The 20184-nt window shown below is 64.8% G+C and carries 12 protein-coding genes; all 12 read left to right on the forward strand.

What is annotated here, in order from left to right:
* The first annotated feature begins 41 nt into the window (after positions 1-41).
* The 12 genes from POM99_RS13035 (at position 42) to POM99_RS13090 (ending at position 20044) form a co-directional block, all read left to right on the forward strand.
* Positions 42-1730, forward strand: coding sequence for a ShlB/FhaC/HecB family hemolysin secretion/activation protein (locus tag POM99_RS13035; protein ID WP_277278495.1), 1689 nt, complete (start codon positions 42-44; stop codon positions 1728-1730).
* The gene (locus POM99_RS13040) at positions 1730-10576 is read left to right on the forward strand and encodes a hypothetical protein (RefSeq protein WP_277278497.1); all 8847 of its coding nucleotides are present in this window, start codon (positions 1730-1732) and stop codon (positions 10574-10576) included. The genes POM99_RS13035 and POM99_RS13040 overlap by 1 nt, the downstream gene beginning before the upstream one ends.
* Positions 10573-13698: a CHAT domain-containing protein gene (locus POM99_RS13045; RefSeq protein ID WP_277278499.1), complete on the forward strand. Its 3126-nt coding sequence runs from the start codon at positions 10573-10575 to the stop codon at positions 13696-13698. Before POM99_RS13040 ends, POM99_RS13045 begins: the two co-directional genes overlap by 4 nt.
* Before the next feature lie 107 nt (positions 13699-13805).
* Positions 13806-14129 (forward strand): PilZ domain-containing protein, encoded by a 324-nt coding sequence (locus POM99_RS13050; RefSeq protein ID WP_277278501.1) that lies wholly within the window; start codon positions 13806-13808, stop codon positions 14127-14129.
* Positions 14130-14344: 215 nt separating this feature from the next.
* Positions 14345-15643 (forward strand): tyrosine-type recombinase/integrase, encoded by a 1299-nt coding sequence (locus POM99_RS13055; RefSeq protein ID WP_277278504.1) that lies wholly within the window; start codon positions 14345-14347, stop codon positions 15641-15643.
* A 70-nt stretch (positions 15644-15713) separates the two neighbouring features.
* Entirely contained in the window at positions 15714-15923 is a 210-nt protein-coding gene (locus POM99_RS13060) for a hypothetical protein (RefSeq protein ID WP_277278506.1), read from the forward strand.
* Positions 15924-15926: 3 nt separating this feature from the next.
* Positions 15927-16655: a DUF3800 domain-containing protein gene (locus tag POM99_RS13065; RefSeq protein WP_277278508.1), complete on the forward strand. Its 729-nt coding sequence runs from the start codon at positions 15927-15929 to the stop codon at positions 16653-16655.
* Positions 16656-17101: 446 nt separating this feature from the next.
* Positions 17102-17590: a hypothetical protein gene (locus POM99_RS13070; protein WP_277278510.1), complete on the forward strand. Its 489-nt coding sequence runs from the start codon at positions 17102-17104 to the stop codon at positions 17588-17590.
* On the forward strand, positions 17590-18030 hold the full coding sequence (locus POM99_RS13075; protein WP_277278512.1) for a hypothetical protein: 441 nt from the start codon (positions 17590-17592) through the stop codon (positions 18028-18030). Before POM99_RS13070 ends, POM99_RS13075 begins: the two co-directional genes overlap by 1 nt.
* An 870-nt stretch (positions 18031-18900) precedes the next feature.
* Entirely contained in the window at positions 18901-19524 is a 624-nt protein-coding gene (locus POM99_RS13080) for a hypothetical protein (protein WP_277278514.1), read from the forward strand.
* Between the two features lie 107 nt (positions 19525-19631).
* Complete coding sequence (locus POM99_RS13085) at positions 19632-19814, forward strand: helix-turn-helix domain-containing protein (protein WP_277278516.1); 183 nt, start codon at positions 19632-19634, stop codon at positions 19812-19814.
* Complete coding sequence (locus POM99_RS13090) at positions 19811-20044, forward strand: hypothetical protein (RefSeq protein WP_277278518.1); 234 nt, start codon at positions 19811-19813, stop codon at positions 20042-20044. Before POM99_RS13085 ends, POM99_RS13090 begins: the two co-directional genes overlap by 4 nt.
* Positions 20045-20184: the final 140 nt, after the last annotated feature.

Below are 20184 nucleotides of genomic sequence, written 5' to 3' on the forward strand. Positions count from 1 at the left end.
CGGTTTCGGCGCTGGCGGTGTGCCTGCTTGCCTTGGCTTCGATGGCTAGTTCCGTTCACGCGCAGGTTGCGGCTCCGACGCGCGACGAATTGCGCGGTATCACGGCCCCTGCGCCTGAAGCGGCTGCGCCGCAGCTTAAGATCGAGGGCGGGATCGAGCGTTCGCCCTGTCCGCTGGCCGATCCGCGTTATGCCGATATCAAGGTCAACATTGCCGATGTGGTGTTCAACAACCTGAAGGGTGCGACGCCGCAGGACCTGGAGCAGGCGTGGAAGCCCTTGTCCGGTCAGCCGCAGCCAATTTCCGTGCTGTGCGACATTCGCGATGCTGCGGGCACGATCCTGCGCAACAAGGGCTATCTGGCGGCCGTTCAGGTGCCGGTGCAGCGCATCGAGAACGGCCACGTGCAGATGGAAGTGCTCTATGCCCGTGTCACGGCGGTGCGCGCGCGTGGCGAAACGCGAGGCGCGCAGCGCAAGCTGGAGCAGTACCTGCAGCATCTGGGCGGCGAGGAGATTTTCGACCGCAACAAGGCCGAGCGCTACCTGCTGCTTGCCCGTGACTTGCCGGGATACAATGTGCAGCTCACGCTGCGGCCCGCTGGGACCGCGCCGGGTGACCTGATCGGCGAAGTGACCGTGCTGCGGCAGCCCTATGCCGTGGATCTCAACGTCCAGAACCTCGCCAGCCGGGCAACGGGCCGCTGGGGCGGGCAGGTGCGTGCGCAGCTGTTCGGCATCACCGGCATGGGCGATGCGACGACGCTGTCCTACTATGCGACAGCCGACTTCAAGGAACAGCACATCCTGCAGGCGAGCCACGAGTTCCGCCCCGGCCGCGAAGGGTTGGTGGTGGGTGGCCAGTTCACCTACGCCTGGACGCAGCCCGACATCGGCCCCGTGGGGGGTGGCGCAAAGCTTGAGGCGCGCACCTCGTTCGGCAGTCTCTATGCGCGCTATCCCGTGATCCGGTCGCAGCGGCGCAACCTGTGGCTGTCCGCCGGGCTTGACCTGGTGACGCAGAACGTCCGGCTGATCGCGCCCTTGACCCGTGACAAGGTGCGAGTCGGCTGGCTGCGCTTGGATACCGATGCGGTGGATCTGGCGCATTCCCAGCCGCGCTGGCGCTATTCCTCGTCGCTGGAATTGCGGCAGGGGCTTGATATCCTCGATGCGACGCGGTCTTGCCTCAGCCTCGGCTGCCTGCTCGCCACGCCCACAGCGCGGCTTTCGGGATCGCCGACTTCCACCGTGGTGCGGGCCGAGATGGATCTGGAGCACGCCTTCGGCAACGTCGCCTTCGCGCTTCATCCGCGCGGCCAGATCGCCTTCGGTCCGGTGCAGAGCTTCGAGGAGTTCTCGGCGGGCAACTACACCGTTGGCCGCGGCTATGATCCGGGCGAGATTTCCGGTGACAGCGGCGTCGGCTTCTCCGCCGAACTGCGGGGCCCCCGCCTGCGCGCGGGCGAGGGCGTGCATCTGCAGCCCTATGGCTTCTTCGATGCGGCCTGGGCCTGGAACCGCGGGCGCAAGGTCACGCTTGACGGACGACCGTCAGATGACCGGCTCTATTCTGCCGGCGGCGGCGTTCGCGCCGAGCTGAGCGATCGCTTCCGGCTTGATGCCGCACTGGCCGTGCCGCTGCGCGCGGCGGGACTGCAGGCGCGCAAGAGCGATGCCCGTTTCCTGCTGACACTGACGACACGCCTGCTTCCGTGGAGGGCCCTGTGATGGCCGCGACTGGTTCCAACCTGCCCAAGCCGACCGTACGCAAGCGGAGCCGCAAGGAGACGTGGACGGCCTCTTCGCTGGCCATCGCCGCCACGCTGGCGGCAGGGGCCATTGCCGCACACGCGCAGTCCCTGCAAGGAACCGGCACTTTCACCAACCCGGCCAACGGCAGCATTTTCGCGACGTTGACGACCACCGACGTGACGCTGAACAGTCCGCAGTCGGTGATCAACTGGACACCCACCGATACCAGCGGCACCGGCACCATCCTGTTCCAGCCGAACGGAACGACCACCACGTTCCACAACAATGCCGGGTCCACCGCAGACTTCGCCGTGCTCAACCGAGTGATCCCGGTCGATGCTTCGGGCAATCCCGTGCTGAACCGGCCCATCCGTTTTGACGGGCGCACGGTTTCGGAAATCCAGTCAGCGGCCGGTGGGCCTGCCACGCGCGGCGGCACGGTGTTCTTCTACACGCCGGGCGGCATCATCATCGGGTCGACCTCGGTGTTCGACGTCGGCAACCTGGTCCTGACCACGTCCGACATCCCCTATGACGCGGCGACCGGAAACTTCGGGTCGGGCAGCACCTACCAGTTCCTTTCCGCGCAGGCGGGGACTTCGGTCACCGTCGAGGCGGGGGCGCAGATCAATTCGTCGGTAGGTTCGGCCGCCAACGCCTATGTCGCGCTGGTCGCGCCGCGGATCGTGCAGGATGGTGCGATCAGCGTGGATGGTTCGGCGGCGCTGGTGGCGGCCGATGCGGCGACGATCCAGTTCTCGCCCGACGGGCTTTACAACATTCAGGTCGACAGCGGCACCAGCGCGACCGGCAATGTCATCTCGAACAGCGGCACGATCACCAATGTCGCCAGCGCGGGCGGCACGGTGGTGCAGGGCATCTACATGGTTGCCGTGCCCAAGAATACCGCGATCACGATGGCCATTGCCGGGGGCAGCCAGCTTGGCTTTGCAGTGGCAGGCGGGGCCAACGTGGTGGGCAACACCGTGGTGCTGTCGGCCGGGCAGGACATCGTGGGCGGCGCTGTCGGAAACACGGCCTCTGCCGGAGGAGGCACCGGGCAGGCAGACATCCGCATCGGCGCGATCACGTCGAACTCGGCACTTGCGGCGGTGGCCAGTGGCAATGCCGTGGTCGGCGTCGGCCCCGGCGAGACGGCGACTTTCGGTTCAGATCTTTCGGTCGCGGGCGTGGTCCATCCCGGATCGCCCGATACCAATGCCGCGCATGTGCTGGTTTCCGGAGCCGGTTCCACGATGACGGTGGCGGGCAACCTGTCCGTGATCTCGCGCGACGCAGCGGCGGTTTTTACCGGCGCACCGTCTGACACATCGCAGGCCACGCTCGATCTCAACCAAGGGTCGCTGACTGTCGGTGGCAGCGTCTTCATCAGTGCAAACCGCAGCGGCCTTACCGAAGGTGCTTCGATCACCGGAGGGACGGCCTATCTCGGTCTGACCAACGGTTCCACGCTCGACGTTACGGGCGATCTGGCGTTTACCGCGCAAGGACAGGGTGGCCCAACTTCCGCCACGTCTGCAAACGCGGGTTCGGGCACCGGTGGCGCAGTGCTTCTGGCCTATGATGGCGGGTCCACCATCACGGTGGGCGGTGGAATAACCGCAAACGCCAGCGGCAGTGGTGGCAGCGCTTTCCCTGCCGGCTTTGCGGGCGGTGCGGGAACGGGCGGTAACGTGACCTTCTTCGGTCTTGCCGGGGCTGGCGCACTCGACGTTGGCGGCGGCGTGACGATGACGGCCGAGGGCATCGGCGGGTTCGGCAATGCTACACTGCCTACCGACCAGTCCGGCGGCGATGGTACGGGTGGCGCGGTCAACTTCTCGATCCAGGGCGCCACGGCGCAGACCATTACCATTGGCGGCGACGTGAACATGAGCGTCGTGGGTGCCGGCGCATCGGCCAACACCGGCCTGGCCGGCAATGGGCAGGGCGGGCAGGCGACGCTGTCGCTTTCCGGCGGCAAACATGGGCTGACGGTGGCGAATGTGTTCATGTCCGCTGCCGGTTCAGGCGGATCGGGCACCGACGTGACCGCGGGCAACGGACAGGGCGGGATCGCATTTGCCGCGCTGGATGATGGCGCGCAACTGACCACCGGTATCCTGTCTGTCACGGCAAATGCCCAAGGTGGCGATTACTTCAGCACGGGAGCGGGCGGAACCGGGATCGGCGGCAACGCGGCCATTTCGATCGGCGGCAACGGCGGCGGGATTTCGGCCTCCATCATCAACGTGGAAGCCAGCGGAACAGGCGGCTTGGCGGCCGACAGCTTCAGCGGTGACGGATCGCTCGGCCGGGGTGGCACCGCCACGGTCTCTGCTGGGGCAGGGACGCTATCGGGGCAGAGCATATTCGTGCTGGCTTCGGGCACTGGCGGGGACGGCATCGACAACGGTGGCGCGGGCCAGGGCGGTACGGCGCAACTGCTATCGACGGGCGGCACGATCCAGTCGTCCGCCGATTCCTCGGTAACGGCTGAGGGCAAGGGCGGTTTCGGAGAGGTGTTGGGCGGGGCAGGAACCGGTGGCAATGCCATCATTTCGGCCTTGACCGGCAACGTAACCCTTGGAGGGTCGTCACCCGTGTTCGTCAGCGCCGCCGGGTTTGGTGGTTCGGCGGCACCTTTCGGGGCAACGGGCGGCACCGGGCATGGCGGTCAGGTGCAGATCGTCGCCAACAACGGTTCGGTCAGCTTTACAGGTGGTGCCAACGTGGGCGCCAACGGGGCTGGTGGCGTCGGCTCCAATGGCGGTAACGGCGGTGGTGCCATTGGCGGCACCGTTTCGATCGACGCGCAGTCCAACGCGGCAGGCGGATCGCTGATCGCGCTGTTCGATTCGACGATCAATGTCAGCGGCGTCGGCGGAGCAGGCGGAGATGCGATCAGTCCCGACATCGCCGGTGGCAACGGCGGCAATGGGCAGGGCGGCACGCTCAACTTCAACGGTTCGACCTCGAACGGAACGCTTTCGGCCGGGACGCTGACCGTGAATGCCTTCGGGCGGGGCGGTGCGGGCGGCATCGGTGGGGTGGACGATGTTGGAAATGGCTTCAACGGCGGCAACGGCGGCAGAGGGCAGGGCGGCACGGCGAACTTCACCAGCAATGGACTGGTGGGTGGCGTTGCGCCCACGGGAACGACGACGCTCGGCGCGCTGACCGTTGATGCATCGGGCAACGGCGGCGCGGCGGGCGCGCCGGGCGTGGGACCGGGCGTGCCCGCCAATGGTGGTTCGGGCGGCAACGGCACGGGTGGCACCATCGGTATCCTGGCCGAGGTGGGCGGCTCCACCTTCCAGGTGACCAATGACGCTCAGCTGACGGCAGACGGGATCGGCGCAAGTGGCCTTGGATGCATCACCTGCGCGTTCGACGGTGGCGCGGGGCAGGGCGGTGCGATCTTCATCGGCTCGACGACAGCGACCACCGGGAACAGCATTTCTGCCGGAAACCTGACGCTGTCTGCCATCTCGCGCGGCGGCAACTCGCTGGTCGGCGTTGGCGGGGCCGGCTCGGGCGGCTCATTGGTGATCGCAGGATCGGGCTTTGCGCTGAACACCGGCACGCTCTCCATGGCGGCGGTTGCCTATGGCGGTGGTGCGTTCGGAACCAACATTGCCGGGGCCGCGCAAGGCGGCGATGCGCGCATCAACCTGGGCACGGGCGCAACGCTGGGCAGCACCTCGGCCGCCCTGATCACCTCTGCCTTTGGTGGTGGCAACGCCGATGCCGGGGGCAAGGGTGGCGTGGGCACCGGCGGCGTCAGCAGCTTCATCTCCACCGGCGGCGCAGCTTCGATCATCAATGGCATTTCGCTGCAGGCCGATGGCAACGGCGGCCTTGGAGACTTCGGGTCACCGCTCGGCATTGGCGGCGATGGCGCAGGCGGCTCGGTGTTTCTTTCCGCGGGCAGCGAAGGGGCTGGCAACAGCGGCAACGGCGGTTCGATCACCAACGGCGGCGCGACCAGCATCAGCGCATCGGGTTTCGGTGCGCTGGGCGGCACCGGTGGCAACGGGCTGGGCGGCGATGTCCTTGTCAGCGCCAGCAACGGATCGTTGGCGCTGCAGGATTTGACCGGTACAGCCAATGGCATCGGCGGCCAGGGATTGGTCGGCGGCGCGGGCGGCAACGGGCAAGGCGGCACTTTCGTGATCGCGGCGCTGAATGACCTTGGCGGCGCTGCAGTGATAAATGGCACGACCGTTCAGGTGGGCGCCAACGGCCTTGGCGGCGACGGTGGCAACGGCATCTCGGGCGATGGCGGCAAGGGCGGTGACGGACTTGGTGGGCTCGTCTCGATCCTCGGCGCTGCGGGCAATGGCGTGCTCAACCTCGGCGATGTGACCGCGCATGCCCGCGGCTTTGGCGGGCTCGGCGGTAACGGCGTATCGGTGATCAGCGTTGGCACCGGGGGCAACGGCGGCGCCGGTGGTTCCGCTGTAGGCGGCGGCGTCCAGGTGGGCACGCAAAGCCATGTCGATACCGGGGCCCTGAATACAGGGTCAGCCAGTTTTACCAGCGTGACTGTCATCGCGGACGGCAACGGTGGAACTGGCGGAAGCGGTGGTACTGGGCCTATCCAAGGTAATGGGGGCGCAGGCGGTGATGGCAGTGGCGGCGGAACCGTGCTCCTGGTGCGGGGATCGCCGGTAACGATCAACGGCGCAGGTGTATTCTTTGCCGACGGTGCGGCCGGGTTCGGTGGTGTCGGTCTGGTCGATGGAGCAGGGGGGGATGCCTTCGTCGGCGGACCTGTTCCCACGGGAACGTCGCTCGCCGCCGCGGCACTGGTGGTGACCAATCGTTCCGGGCAGCCGACGCAACGTGGGTCGCTCGTGGCGCAGGATCTCACCTTCTATGCGCGCGCGCTGGGTGGTCTTGGCAGCACCAATGGTACGCAGACCGATCTCGGCAATTCCGTCCGCTTCACCTTGAGCGGTGCGGATGTATCGGCGACAACTCTTTCCTTCACCTCGACCGGCACGCCAACGCTTACCGGACCGGCTTCTGCCATCCAGCTGCAGGACGGGCTGGCCACGATCAGCGGTGGCTTCTCGTTCGACACGCAGGGATCGCTTTCGCTGCAGAGCGCCAATGGCGGGCTGACGGCGGCGGCGGTCAACATCAGTGGCGGCAACTGGATCGATGCGGGGCCTCTGGCGGGAACACCCGGTGTCCTATTCGGCACGGGATCGGTCAACCTGGTCACCGGGCAGGACCTGATCGCCAATGCCTCGTTCCAATCGGGCGGCAACCTGTCCATCGGCGCAGCTGGCGCGGTGGCACTGGGCAATCTTGTTGCCGCCGGGCAGATAAACGGCTCGGCCGGCACGACGATGAACCTTGCCAACGTGACCGCTGGTGGTCTCGTCGGACTTGGCGCGACAGATGACCTCACCGTTGGCAATGTCTCAACGGGCTCGAACGCGTTCCTTTCGAGCGGCGGAGTGCTGACCACGGGAGCGATCGGCGCGGCGGACACGGCGACCATCTTTGGCGACGGTGGCGTGACGACGGGCAACGTGACGGTGGGCAATGCCATCGCCATCGGTTCGGTCACAAGCGTGACGACCGGGGCGCTTTCGGCGGGGCTTGTCAGCCCGCTGGGCAGCAGCCTTGCGACCTATGACATCACGGTCCAGTCCGACGGTGCGATTGCCCTGGGCGATGCGCAGGCCGCAGGTGACCTCGCGGTGTTCGGTGGTTCGTCGATATCGGCCGGGACGCTGGGCGGTCGCGACATTGCGGTGCTTTCCACCGGCAACCAGACGCTTGGCGGGATCGGTGCGACCGGTCGCGTTCTGCTGGCGGACCAATCAATGTCCAGCCTGGGCGGTGCGCCGTTTTCCAGCACGTATGATCTCAACGCGGTCTTTGCGGCGGCACCCGTTGGAACGGCCGGCAGCATAACGCTCAACGGTCCGGTCACGGCCGGGCAATTCACGGCGGTTACGCTGTCCGGATTCGGAGGTCAGTCCATCACCGCCGGAGACGCGATCAGGATCGATGCCGGGGCTGCAGGGCTTTCTGCCGGTGCGATCGGATCCGCTGCAGGTTCCGTCACGCTCACCTCTGGAGGGAATATCGCCGTCGACGATCTGGCGGCGGGGTCGGGATTGTCGGTCAACGCCACTGGTAATCTTGCGATGGGTGCGGGAACCAGTGCTGCGGGCGATGTCACGCTCTTCTCGATCGGCAATTTCGCGGCGTCCGGGCCGATTGATGCGGCAGGCGGCAATCTCTCGCTCATCTCGGCGGGGTCTGTCGTGGCGGGCGATCTGCACGCACAGGGCACGTTAGGGACGGTTGCGCTGAGGGTGCAGGGCGCGGCAACGACCGCGCTTGGCGCGCTGTCTGCGGATGCGGGCGACATCGAGGTTGGCAGCGTCCGCGCGCTTTCGCTTGGAAACCTGGTTGCGCAGAACGGCGCGGTTGCGCTTGCCTCGGTCGGCACGCTCGACGCTGGCTCGCTGACCGTCATCGGGGGCGATCTCCAGCTCACCAGCGGGGCTGACACGACGGTTGGCGCGGTTTCGCTGACAAATGGAACGCTTTCCACGACCATTGCGGGCGCGCTTACGGGGGCATCGCTGACGGTGACCGGTGGCAGCCTTGTAACGCTCGATCCAACGGGCAACCTGTCGCTGGGGACGGTGCAGACGGATGGCGATCTGGTTGCGACGGGCGTTGATGTCAGCCTGGGTGCGGTAAACGCGGCGAATGTCGTCCTGAATGCGGCGGGGACGCTGTCGACGCTTCAGATCAATGCCGTCAACGGCGTGGACGTGCGTGCCGCAGGCATCCTCAACACGGGCGTGCTCAGCGCTACGGGGGATGTCAGCGCCAGTGCGACAGGAAATGTGGCCATTGCGGGCATCGGCACTGATGGTCTGGTCACCGTTTCCGGCAACGCCCTTGCCCTTGGGAATCTGCGCGGATCGTCGGTTGCGCTGACATCGGCCGGAACGCTGGCTGCCGGGACGGTTACGGCCACCACGGGGGCAGTATCGATCACGGCTGGCAATGGCATTGCGCTGAACGGATCGCTGGATGGCGCGACAGGCGTGACCCTTGCCGCAGGCAGCGGCGGCATTGCCGCCGGTTTCATGCAGTCTGGCGGGGCGATCGTCGCAACATCGTCCGGCGATGTCTCGGCCGGCGCGATCCGGGCCACAGGCAACGTGGAAATCGCCTCGTCAGGCGGGTCCATCGGGACGGTCAACGTTGTCGCCGGCGGCAATGTCCTGCTTGCGGCGGGCAACAGTCTTTCGTCGAACCTGGTTGTGGGGCAAGACATCGCGCTCCTTGCCGGGCAGGACATCATCATCAATGGCCCGGTCCTTTCCGGGCATTTCAACGGCACGCTGTTCACGGCCGACAATGGTCGCGTGCTGATGGCAGGCAACCAGATGGCGGCCCTGGGCGGCAGCCCGGGCGCGTTCGATTACGACGCGGTGTTCGCGGTTGCGCCGCAAAGAGCCGGGGGAGCCATTCGGCTCACGGGCTTCAATGCCGGCGCTTTCACGGCGGCGTCACAGGGCAGTGTCCGCATCGGCAGGAGCACGGCAAGCCAGTCCGTCTACGTTGAAAGCGGTGGCCTGGTAACCGTGGCGCAGCAATGGCAGGCGCCGGACATTGCCATCAGTTCCGCCGACATCGATATCCTGGCGGCGCCGGTCGGGGCATCGCAGCCGGGCGGGCTTAATGCCGGAGTCAACGGCAAGATCGTGCTGCAGTCAGGGGCCGCAGGCCCAATGCTGATCGGCGATGGACTGACCGGAACGGGATACACCCTCGACAACGGTGAATGGAGCCTGATCAACAGCGGCTCGCTCACGGTCCAGGGTGGATCGATGCGCATCGGGAACCTTGACGTGACCGGCCCCGATGCGGGCAGCACGATCGACGATCCCAACGGCTTCGTCCGCTTCCGCACTGGGCCGACCGGATCGATCCGGATCACGGGCAACGTTGTCGCCACGGGCTTTCGTCCGACGAACGCCCTCGAGTTCCTGACCGGCCAGTTCGAACTCGATTCAAGCACCGGCAGCCTTGCCGTTCAGGGCATCAATGGCGCGCTGTCCGGCACACTGCGGATCAACGCGGACCACATCCACGTGGCATCGGGCACGGTTCTGGACAGGCTGGCCAACGATCCGTTCTACAGCGGTTTCGTCCAGGATCTCGACGCAGGATCGGGAAGTCCCCGTGACGGAGCCGTTCTGCGTGCGGGCGCCTTCGACATGCAGGTTGGCACAACCTTCTATGTCCAGAACACCGGCACCTTCATCGATCCGGCAGGCCTGCTTGTGCCGCTCGGTACGTTCGGCATCAGCGCCACCCGGTCCACGCCGATCACTGTGGTGCTGAACGGGCGCTTCGCTTCGTCGCCGACCGACCTGGCAGGGCGCGATGCGTTCAGGGCGTTCCGTGAAGGGCGCAACGATCTTGCGCTGTTCGGCGGCGAAAGCCGGCTCAACGATTGTCTGATCTCGTCGATCATTTGTGGCGAAACCTTCCCCGATCCTTCGTTCCGTGACAAGATCACGGTGCTGACTGATCCGGGCCTGGAAGACACGCCCGATCTCGTATCGGATGATGACGATGGCGAGGGACAGCCGCCCGCTGCAGGGGATGCAGGAGGCAGTGGCCCGATCGCGCCGCCTATGCCGTTGATCAACACCGGCCCGCTCGATCCGCTGGTGGAGATCGACGAGCCCGTTGCCGGCAGCGGCAACCCCGGCCTGATGGGGCTGGGCAAGGGCAAGGAAACGCCTTCGCAGGGAGAGCAGAAGTGACCCGTCGTCTGTCCTCGGGCGCAAGCCTGCTCTCCTTGGCCCTCCTTGCCGCTGCCACGGCATTCGCACCGGCATGGGCGCAGGGCCAGCCGCTTTCGGTCCGCAATTCGTTCCGCGTCGGCAATGCGGGCGTGCTGTGCACCGCGCAGAACGCGGCAGACGACAATCGGCTGTCCGGCATGTTCGACCGGTCCTATCGCCTGACCTGTCGCGACGCGGCGGGCGCGGTCGGTTCGCTTGTGGCCCTGCACCGCGAAGCACCACTGGGTGCCGTGCCGAACGGCATGGGCGTGAAGGAACTGGCCTGCGGCGAAGTCGCCCCGTTCAGACTTGAGCAGGTCGGTGCGGTGCTGGCGCAGGCCTGCCGTGACCAGCAGACGCGCGTGGACTATCGTCGCTACCTCGTCCGGCGCGATGGCGTGACCTGGGTGGTCGAGGGCCTCTCGGGCTACGATCCGGTGCTGCGCCTTGCGCTGGCGAGCGTTCTTGCGGACAAGCCCGTGCCGGGCGAAATCCATGTCGCCACCACCGAAGTTTCGGACCCTGCCGCGCTGGCCCGCATCCAGGCCGGTCAGCTTGACCGGCTTGGCGCGCGCAACGAAGGTTATCTGCGCAACAATGGCGGCCATTTTGCGGAAAGTGCCGAGTTCTTCCAGTCACTGGCAGCACGCAGCCGTGCGGCACAGGGCACGGCGCTGGCCGAGGCGTTGGCCAATGAGGGGCTCCAGCAATCGAACCTTGGCGCATTTGGCACGGCTGCACGCCTTTTCGAAGAGAGCAGCCGCGCACTCCGGCCGGGCGACGGCCTGACCCAGCGCCTGCTGCGCAACTATCGCGCCATCGACAAGCTGAACCAGCAGGACCCGCAAGGGGCCATTGCCGCGTTGGCCACGCCAGTGGAGCCAGTTGCCGCCAGCTTCGACCTGGCCAAGCTGGCCGTAGGCGAGATCGATCTGCCGCTGGCCGAGCAGATCAATCGCGAAAACGCGGCACTGAAGCGGTTGGGCGGAATCGATCCGGGGCTCACTTCGGCGGAACGCGCCGCCATTCTCGACGCGCAGGCGCTGGCGCTCACGGGGGCTGCCGCGCGGACGCAGGGCAGGCTCGATGACGCGCGCGGCGCGCTGACCACCGCAGATCGGCAGTTGCAGGCAATCCATGGCGGTCGTGTCATCTCCACCCGCTGGCTCCAGTCAGAGATCGCCATAGAACTGGCGCTCGCGGCGGAGGCGCAGGGGCACAAGGCCGATGCATCCGGATCGTTCGACCGGGCCATCGCGATCCTTGCCGAAGCCTTTCCGCAATCACCCGCGCTGTTGACGGCGCGGGCGCGCAAGGCGGCATTCCTTGCCCGCAATGGTGATGCCGCCGGAGCGCGCACCCTGTTTGCATCTGTCATCGATGAAAGTGCCGCGATCCCGGACAGTGGCGCTTCGCTGCGCGATCTGCTCGGTCCCTATTTCGCAGTCCTTTCGGCCGATACCGGTTCGGGAGCCGCCGCCGACCTGTTCACGGCGGCGCAGGTTCTGCAGCGGCCCGGCGTGGCGCAGACGCAGGCGGTTCTGGCGCGCGAGTTTTCCGAAGGGAATGACGACGCCTCCGCCATGTTCCGCCTGTCTGTCGCGCGCAGCCGCGAAATTGCGCGCACGGAGGTGGAAGTCGCCCGCCTGTCTGCGATTGCCGCGCCGACCGATCGCGAAGCGGATTCGTTGAAGCGCCAGCAGGAATTGCTGGATTCGCTGCGGCAGGACCAGACCGCGCTGGTCAGCACGCTTTCGGCCTATCCGCGCTACAAGGTGCTTGCCCCGCAGCGCGTGGCGCTCACCGAACTGCAGCAGGCGCTGCGTCCGGGCGAGGCCTACTACAAGCTGATCGCCGTCGATGAAGATCTCTACGCACTCTATGTCGATAGCGGTGCGGCACGGGCTTATAAGGTCGATCTGACGCGGAGCGAACTGGGCAGGCAGGTGCAGGCGCTGCGGGATTCGATCGTGAAGATCGAAAACGGGCGCCAGGTGAACTACCCGTTCGACGTCGAGCTTTCTCGCAAGCTCTATGTGAAGCTGTTCGGCCCGGTCGATGCGTCGCTGCCTCCGGTCAGGCACCTGATCTTCGAACCCGATGCGGCGATGCTGCAACTGCCCCCGTCGGTGCTGGTCACCGCAGACAAGGGCGTGGCGGATTACCTGAAGCGCAGCGAGGCGGCAGATGCCGACCCGTTCGACTTCACCGGGGTGGAGTGGCTGGGCCGCAACCGCGAGGTTTCGATCGCTGTCTCCCCACGCGGGTTCCTCGACATCCGCAAGCTGGCTCCCAGCCATGCCGCGCGTCCCTATCTGGGCGTTGGGCACAACGCCATTCCTCAGGCTCGCCCTGTGGCTGCGGTGGCGGACGAATGCGATTGGCCGCTGGCCACGTGGCAGCATCCGATCTCGTCCGACGAACTGCTGTTCGCGCAGAAGCGCATGGGGCCGGGCAGCATGGTGCTGACCGACAAGGCGTTTTCGGATTCCAACCTGCTTGGTGCGCCGCAACTCAATCAGTATCGCGTGCTGCACTTCGCCACGCACGGGCTGGTCACTGCCCCCCGCGCGGATTGCCCGGCGCGCCCGGCACTCGTCACCAGCTTCGGCGATCAGGGGTCAGACGGTCTGCTGTCGTTCCGCGAGATCTTCGACCTGAAGCTCGACGCCGATCTCGTCATCCTTTCCGCCTGCGATACCGCAGGCATGGCCAGCGTCTCTGCCAGCCTCGAGGCGGGGGTGGCCACGGGTGGCAACTATGCGCTCGATGGCCTTGTGCGTGCCTTTGTGGGCGCAGGGGCGCGGTCGGTGGTGGCGAGCCATTGGCCGGTGCCGGACGATTTCGACGCCACCAAGCGGCTGATCGCCGGGATGATCGACACCACCCCCGGAAAGCCGCTGGCGGGCGCGCTGATGGAGGCGGAGCAGAAGCTGATGGACGATCCGCGCACCTCGCACCCGTTCTATTGGGCCGCGTTCATCGTGCTGGGCGATGGGGCCAAGCCGCTGATGGCTGGCACGGCCACGGCAGTGGACGTCGGCGATGCTGCCAGGATGCCAACAGGTGCGGTCAATCTTTCCAACGCGCCTGCTAGGTAGGATTGCGCATCACCCTCCGCCTGCTGAAAGCGACGGTTAACGTGCCGTCCTCAAATCCGTGGCGATGATTGGTCGCCATCCCATCACGGGGCAGGAGGCGGATCGCCATGTTGCACAATCGCGGCTTTGAAAACGGCGAAAATGCTTGGGTTCCGGGGCAGCCTGCGCTGGCCATCCCCGCAGGCTATCGCCGCGGCATCCTGCGTGCAAAGGTTACCGTAAGTGACCTGACCTGCTGGTCTGCGCGGATGGATTCGATGGAACGGCTGAAGCCCGGAACGACCCTGTGGCTGGCGCTGCCCGGCCTTGAGCCCAAGCTGGCGACGGTGACCTGGTCAGAAGGTTTCAGCGCCGGCCTGCGCTTTGCCGAGCCGCTGCATCCGGCGGTGCTGGATGCCGTGATCGAAGGGCGCACGGTGCGCCTGCACTGATCCCGCGGCACGTCACTAAACGTGCGGGATTAGGTGTCTGATTGTTAAGGAAATAAATGGCTCCCTGAGTAGGACTATAACCGGGGTGCATGGGCGAAAACCCATGGCCATAGGAATGGCGGAAATGCTGGGGTGAATTGCAGCGATAGTGCAGGCAAGTGCATTGACCGACACTGAAAGCCACCGTAATGTGTGGGGAAAGGTGTGGGGAATCCATGGGCAAGCTTACGTCAACCAAGGTGAAAGCCGCCAAGCCGGGCAAGGGCGCAGACGGTCAGCCGACCAAGCAAATTCTGGTGGACGGCGAAGGCCTGATGCTGGTGGTCGCACCGACTGGTGCCCGCAATTGGATGTTGCGGATCAAGGTGGACGGCAAGCGCCGGGACATTGGCCTAGGCTCTGTCGATGATGGCGCTGGAGCGAACGCCTTTGCCGCTGGCGACAAGCGCCTTGATGATACCCCCTTGATGCTGCGCAAGCGCCTGACGCTGGCGGAGGCCCGCGAAAAGGCGGCGGCGCTGCGCAAGCTGGCGAAGGCTGGTGGCGATCCTGTAACAGAGCGCGACCGCGAACGGGTGAAGGTGCCGACCTTTGCGCAAGCCATGAAGGATGCGCACGAAGCCCTGAAGTCCGGCTGGAGCGACAAGACTGCCAAGGCCTTCCTTGCCTCACTGGAGGAATACGCGGTGCCCAAGCTGGGCGGGATGCGCGTTGACCTGATCGACGGCGCGAACGTGATTGCCGCCCTGGCCCCGATCTGGACGGATAAGCCGGTCATGGCGCGCAAGGTGCGGAGCCGGATCGGGCAGGTGCTGGCGTTCGCCAAGGCGCGCGGCTGGCGCAGGGATGCGCTGCCCGATGCCCGCGAGCTCCGCACCGGCCTCGCCAAGCAGGATCAAGGCAAGAACTTCGCCGCGATGCCCTTCGCAGAGGTGCCGGCCTTCCTCGCTGGCGAACTAGGCAAGGACGCGACGGCCAGCCGGTTCGCGGTGCTGTTCACGATCTTGACCGCTGCCCGTTCCGGTGAGGTGCGCAACGCCACTTGGGAGCAAATCGACTTGGAGGCGCGGACTTGGACCCGCCCCGCCTCCATGATGAAAATGGCGAAGGGGCACGTTGTCACCCTGTCGGACGCTGCCGTGGCGTTGCTGGAGCGTTGGAACCCGGACAAGGCCCTGCGCACCGGGCTGATGTTCGCTGGCGTGAAGGGAGGGCCGCTGTCAGATATGTCTCTGACCAAGGCCCTCCGGACGGCTGGCCGCGTCGAAACGGTGCACGGCTTCCGGTCTGCCTTCCGTGACTGGGCGGCCGAACGGATGCCGACCATTCCGGCCATGGTGGCCGAGATGGCGCTGGCCCACAAAGTCGGTACCGCGACCGAACAAGCTTACCTGCGGAGCGATCTGCGAGACATGCGCCGCGCGCTGATGGAGGCGTGGGGAAGGTTTGCTGCGCCTTCGCTGTCCGGCGTGGCCGAGAACGTCACCTCATTGCGAACTGCAGCCACTAGCTAAGGGGTGGCTTGAACCCGGGCCCGCCTGTCCCCTATCCCATGCGCTTGCCATTAAAGCAGGGGGAAGACCGGTGGACCATTTCAACTGGGCAATGCTTATCCCATTGGTAGGGGCAGTCTACGTCGGGGCGAAGGGGCTCGACGAACTGGCAAAGCTGAACAGGCAAATTGAGAACGTGAGATTCTGGCTAGGCGAGCTGGATAAGCGCCAGGAGAAAATCCAGAGCCACCTCTGGGACATTAAGCATTCGGTGAAGCGGGATCAGGGCGCGGACTACTAACGCATGCCGATAGTGCCCCACCCGGAGGAGATCCCGTCGCTGTCGTTCTTTGGGGACGCAAGCAGCCGAGACCGCTCGTACATGATCGCTGGTGGCTTTGCTGTCGCGGGCAATCGCATCAGAGAGATCGAAGACACCATCGCCACCTTGCGGGACGACGCCGGAATACGGTCTGAATTTCACTGGGCGGATTACCGTGGTGGCAGGCGAAAGGCCGGCTACGAGAGCCTGATCGACTATGCGTTTCAGCTAATCAACCAGCGCAATGCAGCGCTGCACGTGATTGTCGCAAAGTTCGACGCTTTTGACCACAAGGCCAAGGAGGGAGAGAACAAGGACACGTCAGTCAACAAGATGTACTTCCAGTTGCTCCTACACAGGGTGGCACGGTTCTACGGTCAGAAACGAGCAATCCACGTCCGCTTGGACCAAGGCAACGACTCGAGAGACATCTGCGCCATGAGAAACCAGCTCTGCGCGAAGGCCTACAACCACTACCACACCAAACCGAATTGTGTGCGGTCTATCGAGCCAGTTTGCTCAAAGCGCGTTGGCATAGTTCAGATGGCTGACGTGATCGTTGGCGCAATCGCGGCTAAGCGTAACGAGGTGCAACACACTTCGCCGAAAGGTGAACTTGCCGACTATGTTCTGAAAGCATCCGGTCGGGCATCGTGGCACACTGACACTTCGTTCAGTGCTCGGTTCTTAACCGTATGGCACCACAAATAGGTCCCCTGTAGCCCTATCCCGAGGGCTGGCCTCGGGCACGGCTGTCCTAGCCAGCGTATTCAGGCTACAGAGGCCTGATCCGGATATAGTCTGCGTGCGACGTGATCGCAACGACATAAGGATCGCTTTATGTCAGGCTCAGGCAGCCCCAGTTGAGCGGCTCGCGGCCTAGCTCTTTATCGCCTGAACCACCAGCCGCCGGATGGCCTCAGGCCTCGATAGCGCTCCGGGCTCGGTTTCTCGCCACCGGTCCAGCATATCCAACTCGTCGGCTGGCATCCGCACCAGAACGCCCACTTGCCTACCGCCGGCATAGGGGCGCCCCCTCTTTTTTGGGATATCCCGTATTGACTCATCCATGATTAACGGATATCCCCAAATGCGAAGCGGCGCAAGAGTACCAATCTCGCGCCGCTCCTGACCAATCCGATCACAGGAGATCGAAAATGGCTGAGTTCACCCATAATTTCTCTGGCGACGCGCGCCAGCCCGGTCTCAACAGTTTCGTCGTGCATACGAGCGCGCCAGCCGAGTGCATCGTCCACGAAGTCTTGGATGACGGAAGCGCACCTCATCTGCGCGCGGGTGACTTCGCTATCGTGGACCCGACAGATTGTGAGCCATTGAGCGGCGAGCTCTTCCTTGTGGAATGGAAAAGTCGTCGTGGTGCTCGCCGTGTTGTGGAGATCAAGGCGTGCGAGGGCCTATTCCGCTCGCCAGGCGAGTCAAAGGCCAGCCTGCGAAACAGTTGGGGGATGGAATGGCGCCAGCCGGTCTATGATCTTAACGGCGCTGTCGATCGGGTTCAGCGCTGGTTCGACGGGCCCTACAATGAGGCCGGAGCGCGTGACCGAATTGTGGGGCGCGTCGTTGGGATCCTTGCTCCAGACTTTCGCCTCGCTTTGGCGCCGGTCGGACAGGGGAGGGACGCGTGATGGATCGCCGAACCTTCATCGCCGCAACGTCCACAGCTTTGCTAGCTCCAGCTGCGGCCGCGGGCTCGCCTGCTGGTGAGACGGCATTTGCCACCGATCCCGACGCTGCCATCCTCAACGCATGGCAGCGCCGCGTTGCCGCCTACGCGGTGATCAACAGCGAAACGCTTGGGCCGAGTGACAAGGCTGCCGACCCACACTGGCATATTGTCGACGAGTGCGACAAGCTGATCCAGAGCACGGTGGCCAAGACGCCGCTCGGGATCGAAACGCAGATATGGGTCGCGCTCCACAACAGTGCCGCTTACGTGCTGGACGAGGAAAACGCGATCCTGCGCATGGACCTCGAATACGTCGCCCAGCACACCGACGACTTCGACTGGGCCGCCATGCCGATGGTGGCTGCTCTCCGCTCGCTGCGGGCTATGGGAGATGCGTGATGGCAAAGCACCGTTTGCCTAGACAGCGGGAGAGAGCCCCGGCGAACCTGTCGAGCGCCTGGGCGAAGTGCGACCGGGGCTCGAGTAGCCTTAGCGGTCGAAACTCACCGCTTGGCAGGTTCTGAAACAGGGGGGCAGGCCGGTTAAGGCCGGCATGCCTGCTCGAACGGCGATCGGACATCCCAATGGGGCAAATTCCGAAACCATCTCCATGGTCGCCACCACAGCCTGCGTTCAGGGCGAGTTCCGATGGCTCCCACAACTTTCGGGCTAGCCTCGCGTTATCGCAGAGCTTTTCCGAGGCTCCGTGGTGGCAAGAACTGTACTGCAGAGCTTTTCCCACGCTCGTTAGTGCTGTGAGCGTCCATGACGACGGCTGGGCCCAGCGCGGCGGAATTGATCGTGTCCTGACCTTGGCTTGCGGTCGAGTCTATACAGTCGACGAGAAGGTTAGAACGCACGACTGGCCGGACATCCTTCTTGAGCAATGGAGCGATGAGGCCAGGCGCTCTCCCGGCTGGGTCCAAAAGCCGATCGCATGTGACTTCATCGCGTATGCGTTTGCGCCCAGCCGACGCTGCTATTTGCTACCCGTGGGCCTGCTACAGCGGGCATGGCGAATGCATGGCCGAGCTTGGCTTTCATGCCATGGCCAACGCCGGGCACGAAACCTTGGCTACGTATCCACTAGCGTCCCAGTCCCGATCGACGAGCTGATGCAGGGCATGATTGACGCCATGTTGGTTGTGCCGGCTGGTGCGGATGGAACGAAGTGAGTACGGATGGGACGGGGATAGGCCGGCCAGCCGACAAGCACGACACTCCGACGCGCTTCCCCATTGCAATTCGGAGCCGCCAACGGAGGGCGGGGTGGTTGAAATGATCATGGCGCGTCAGGCGCTAGCTGAACTGGTGACGCCAGGTGGGACGCTCCGGGAAGCAGCCTCATTTCTTTGCGAACAATGCTACGAGTTACGGTTGCACGGATGGGCATTCATAAACGCCGATCATTTGACGCTCGTGCCTCATCACCTCTGGCCGATCTTAATGTGGGTGGCGCTTCCCGATGAAACCGGGGCGGTCCATTTCCAAAACGAGCATTCGACCATCGTCGGAAACTGGCCCGACGGGCGCCTTTCTTATGTCGGTAACTCTGGGAAGGCCGGGGCCGAACGACTCGACATCCAAGGGCTTCGGTTCGATCGAGAAGAGCTTGCATCACTGAAGGACATGGCGCGCAAATGGCACTCTGAGGTGCTTGATGCTAGTGTTAGTTGTCCCCCAGCGGACGGCTCCGCCAAGGTAACACCGGTACTTTCTGAAGCAGCGTTGAAAAGCTGGTGGAGAAAGCTTCCCGACCAGTTGAAGGTCCAGGACGTCGATCGGGTCCTTTGGCCATTGTGCCGGAAAGATCATCCTGACCACTTAGTCGCGAGGAGCCGCGTCCGGAAACTTGCCCCTAATAGAAAAACTGGACCTAGATCAAAGCCTTAGGGCCTATTGCGCCGCGAAATGACGGCGCAAATGCGGCGCAATTGGACGGCGCAATTCTGCCCAAACAACATAGCCCCATGTCCAATGATGGTCATGGAGTTACACCGATGCACATCCCAGCCGAGCCGTTGGCCTATAGCGTGGCAGACGCCTGCCGCGTTTCCACCCTCTGCAAATCGCAAATCTACAACATGATCCGTTCAGGAAAGCTGGAAGCTCGAAAGCTGGGCCGCCGCACCCTGATCCCCGCTGCCAGCCTGCGCGCTCTGATCGAGGGAGGGGCGGCATGAAAGTGGCGGCCCTTTACGACCAGCTTGACCGGCTGGAGAACGCAACGCGCTGCGCCGGCGATCTGGCGCAGGAAGCTCCAGCGCAATTCCAAATCGCGGTTGCCGAGGTCGTCTCTGTTTTGCTGGAGGTGACACGTTCCGCCAAGGCTTTGCTTGACAGGCAATTGCACGACGAAGTCTGTCGCGCAGTCGCTGCCGACCGGCTGGCTAACGATCGTGGGGTGTCGTGAACCATGCCCCGCATAAAGTGTCAATCGGCGTTCAAAGTTGACCCCCTGATCGGCGCGTAAAACTGACCCCCCTATCGGTCTGGCAGGCGGTTATCCCGGTAGTCCATGGGAGGGGCCCGCGCATGCCGTCGCGCGCCGTC

The organism is Novosphingobium cyanobacteriorum, from assembly GCF_029436685.1.
GTDB lineage: Bacteria > Pseudomonadota > Alphaproteobacteria > Sphingomonadales > Sphingomonadaceae > Novosphingobium > Novosphingobium cyanobacteriorum.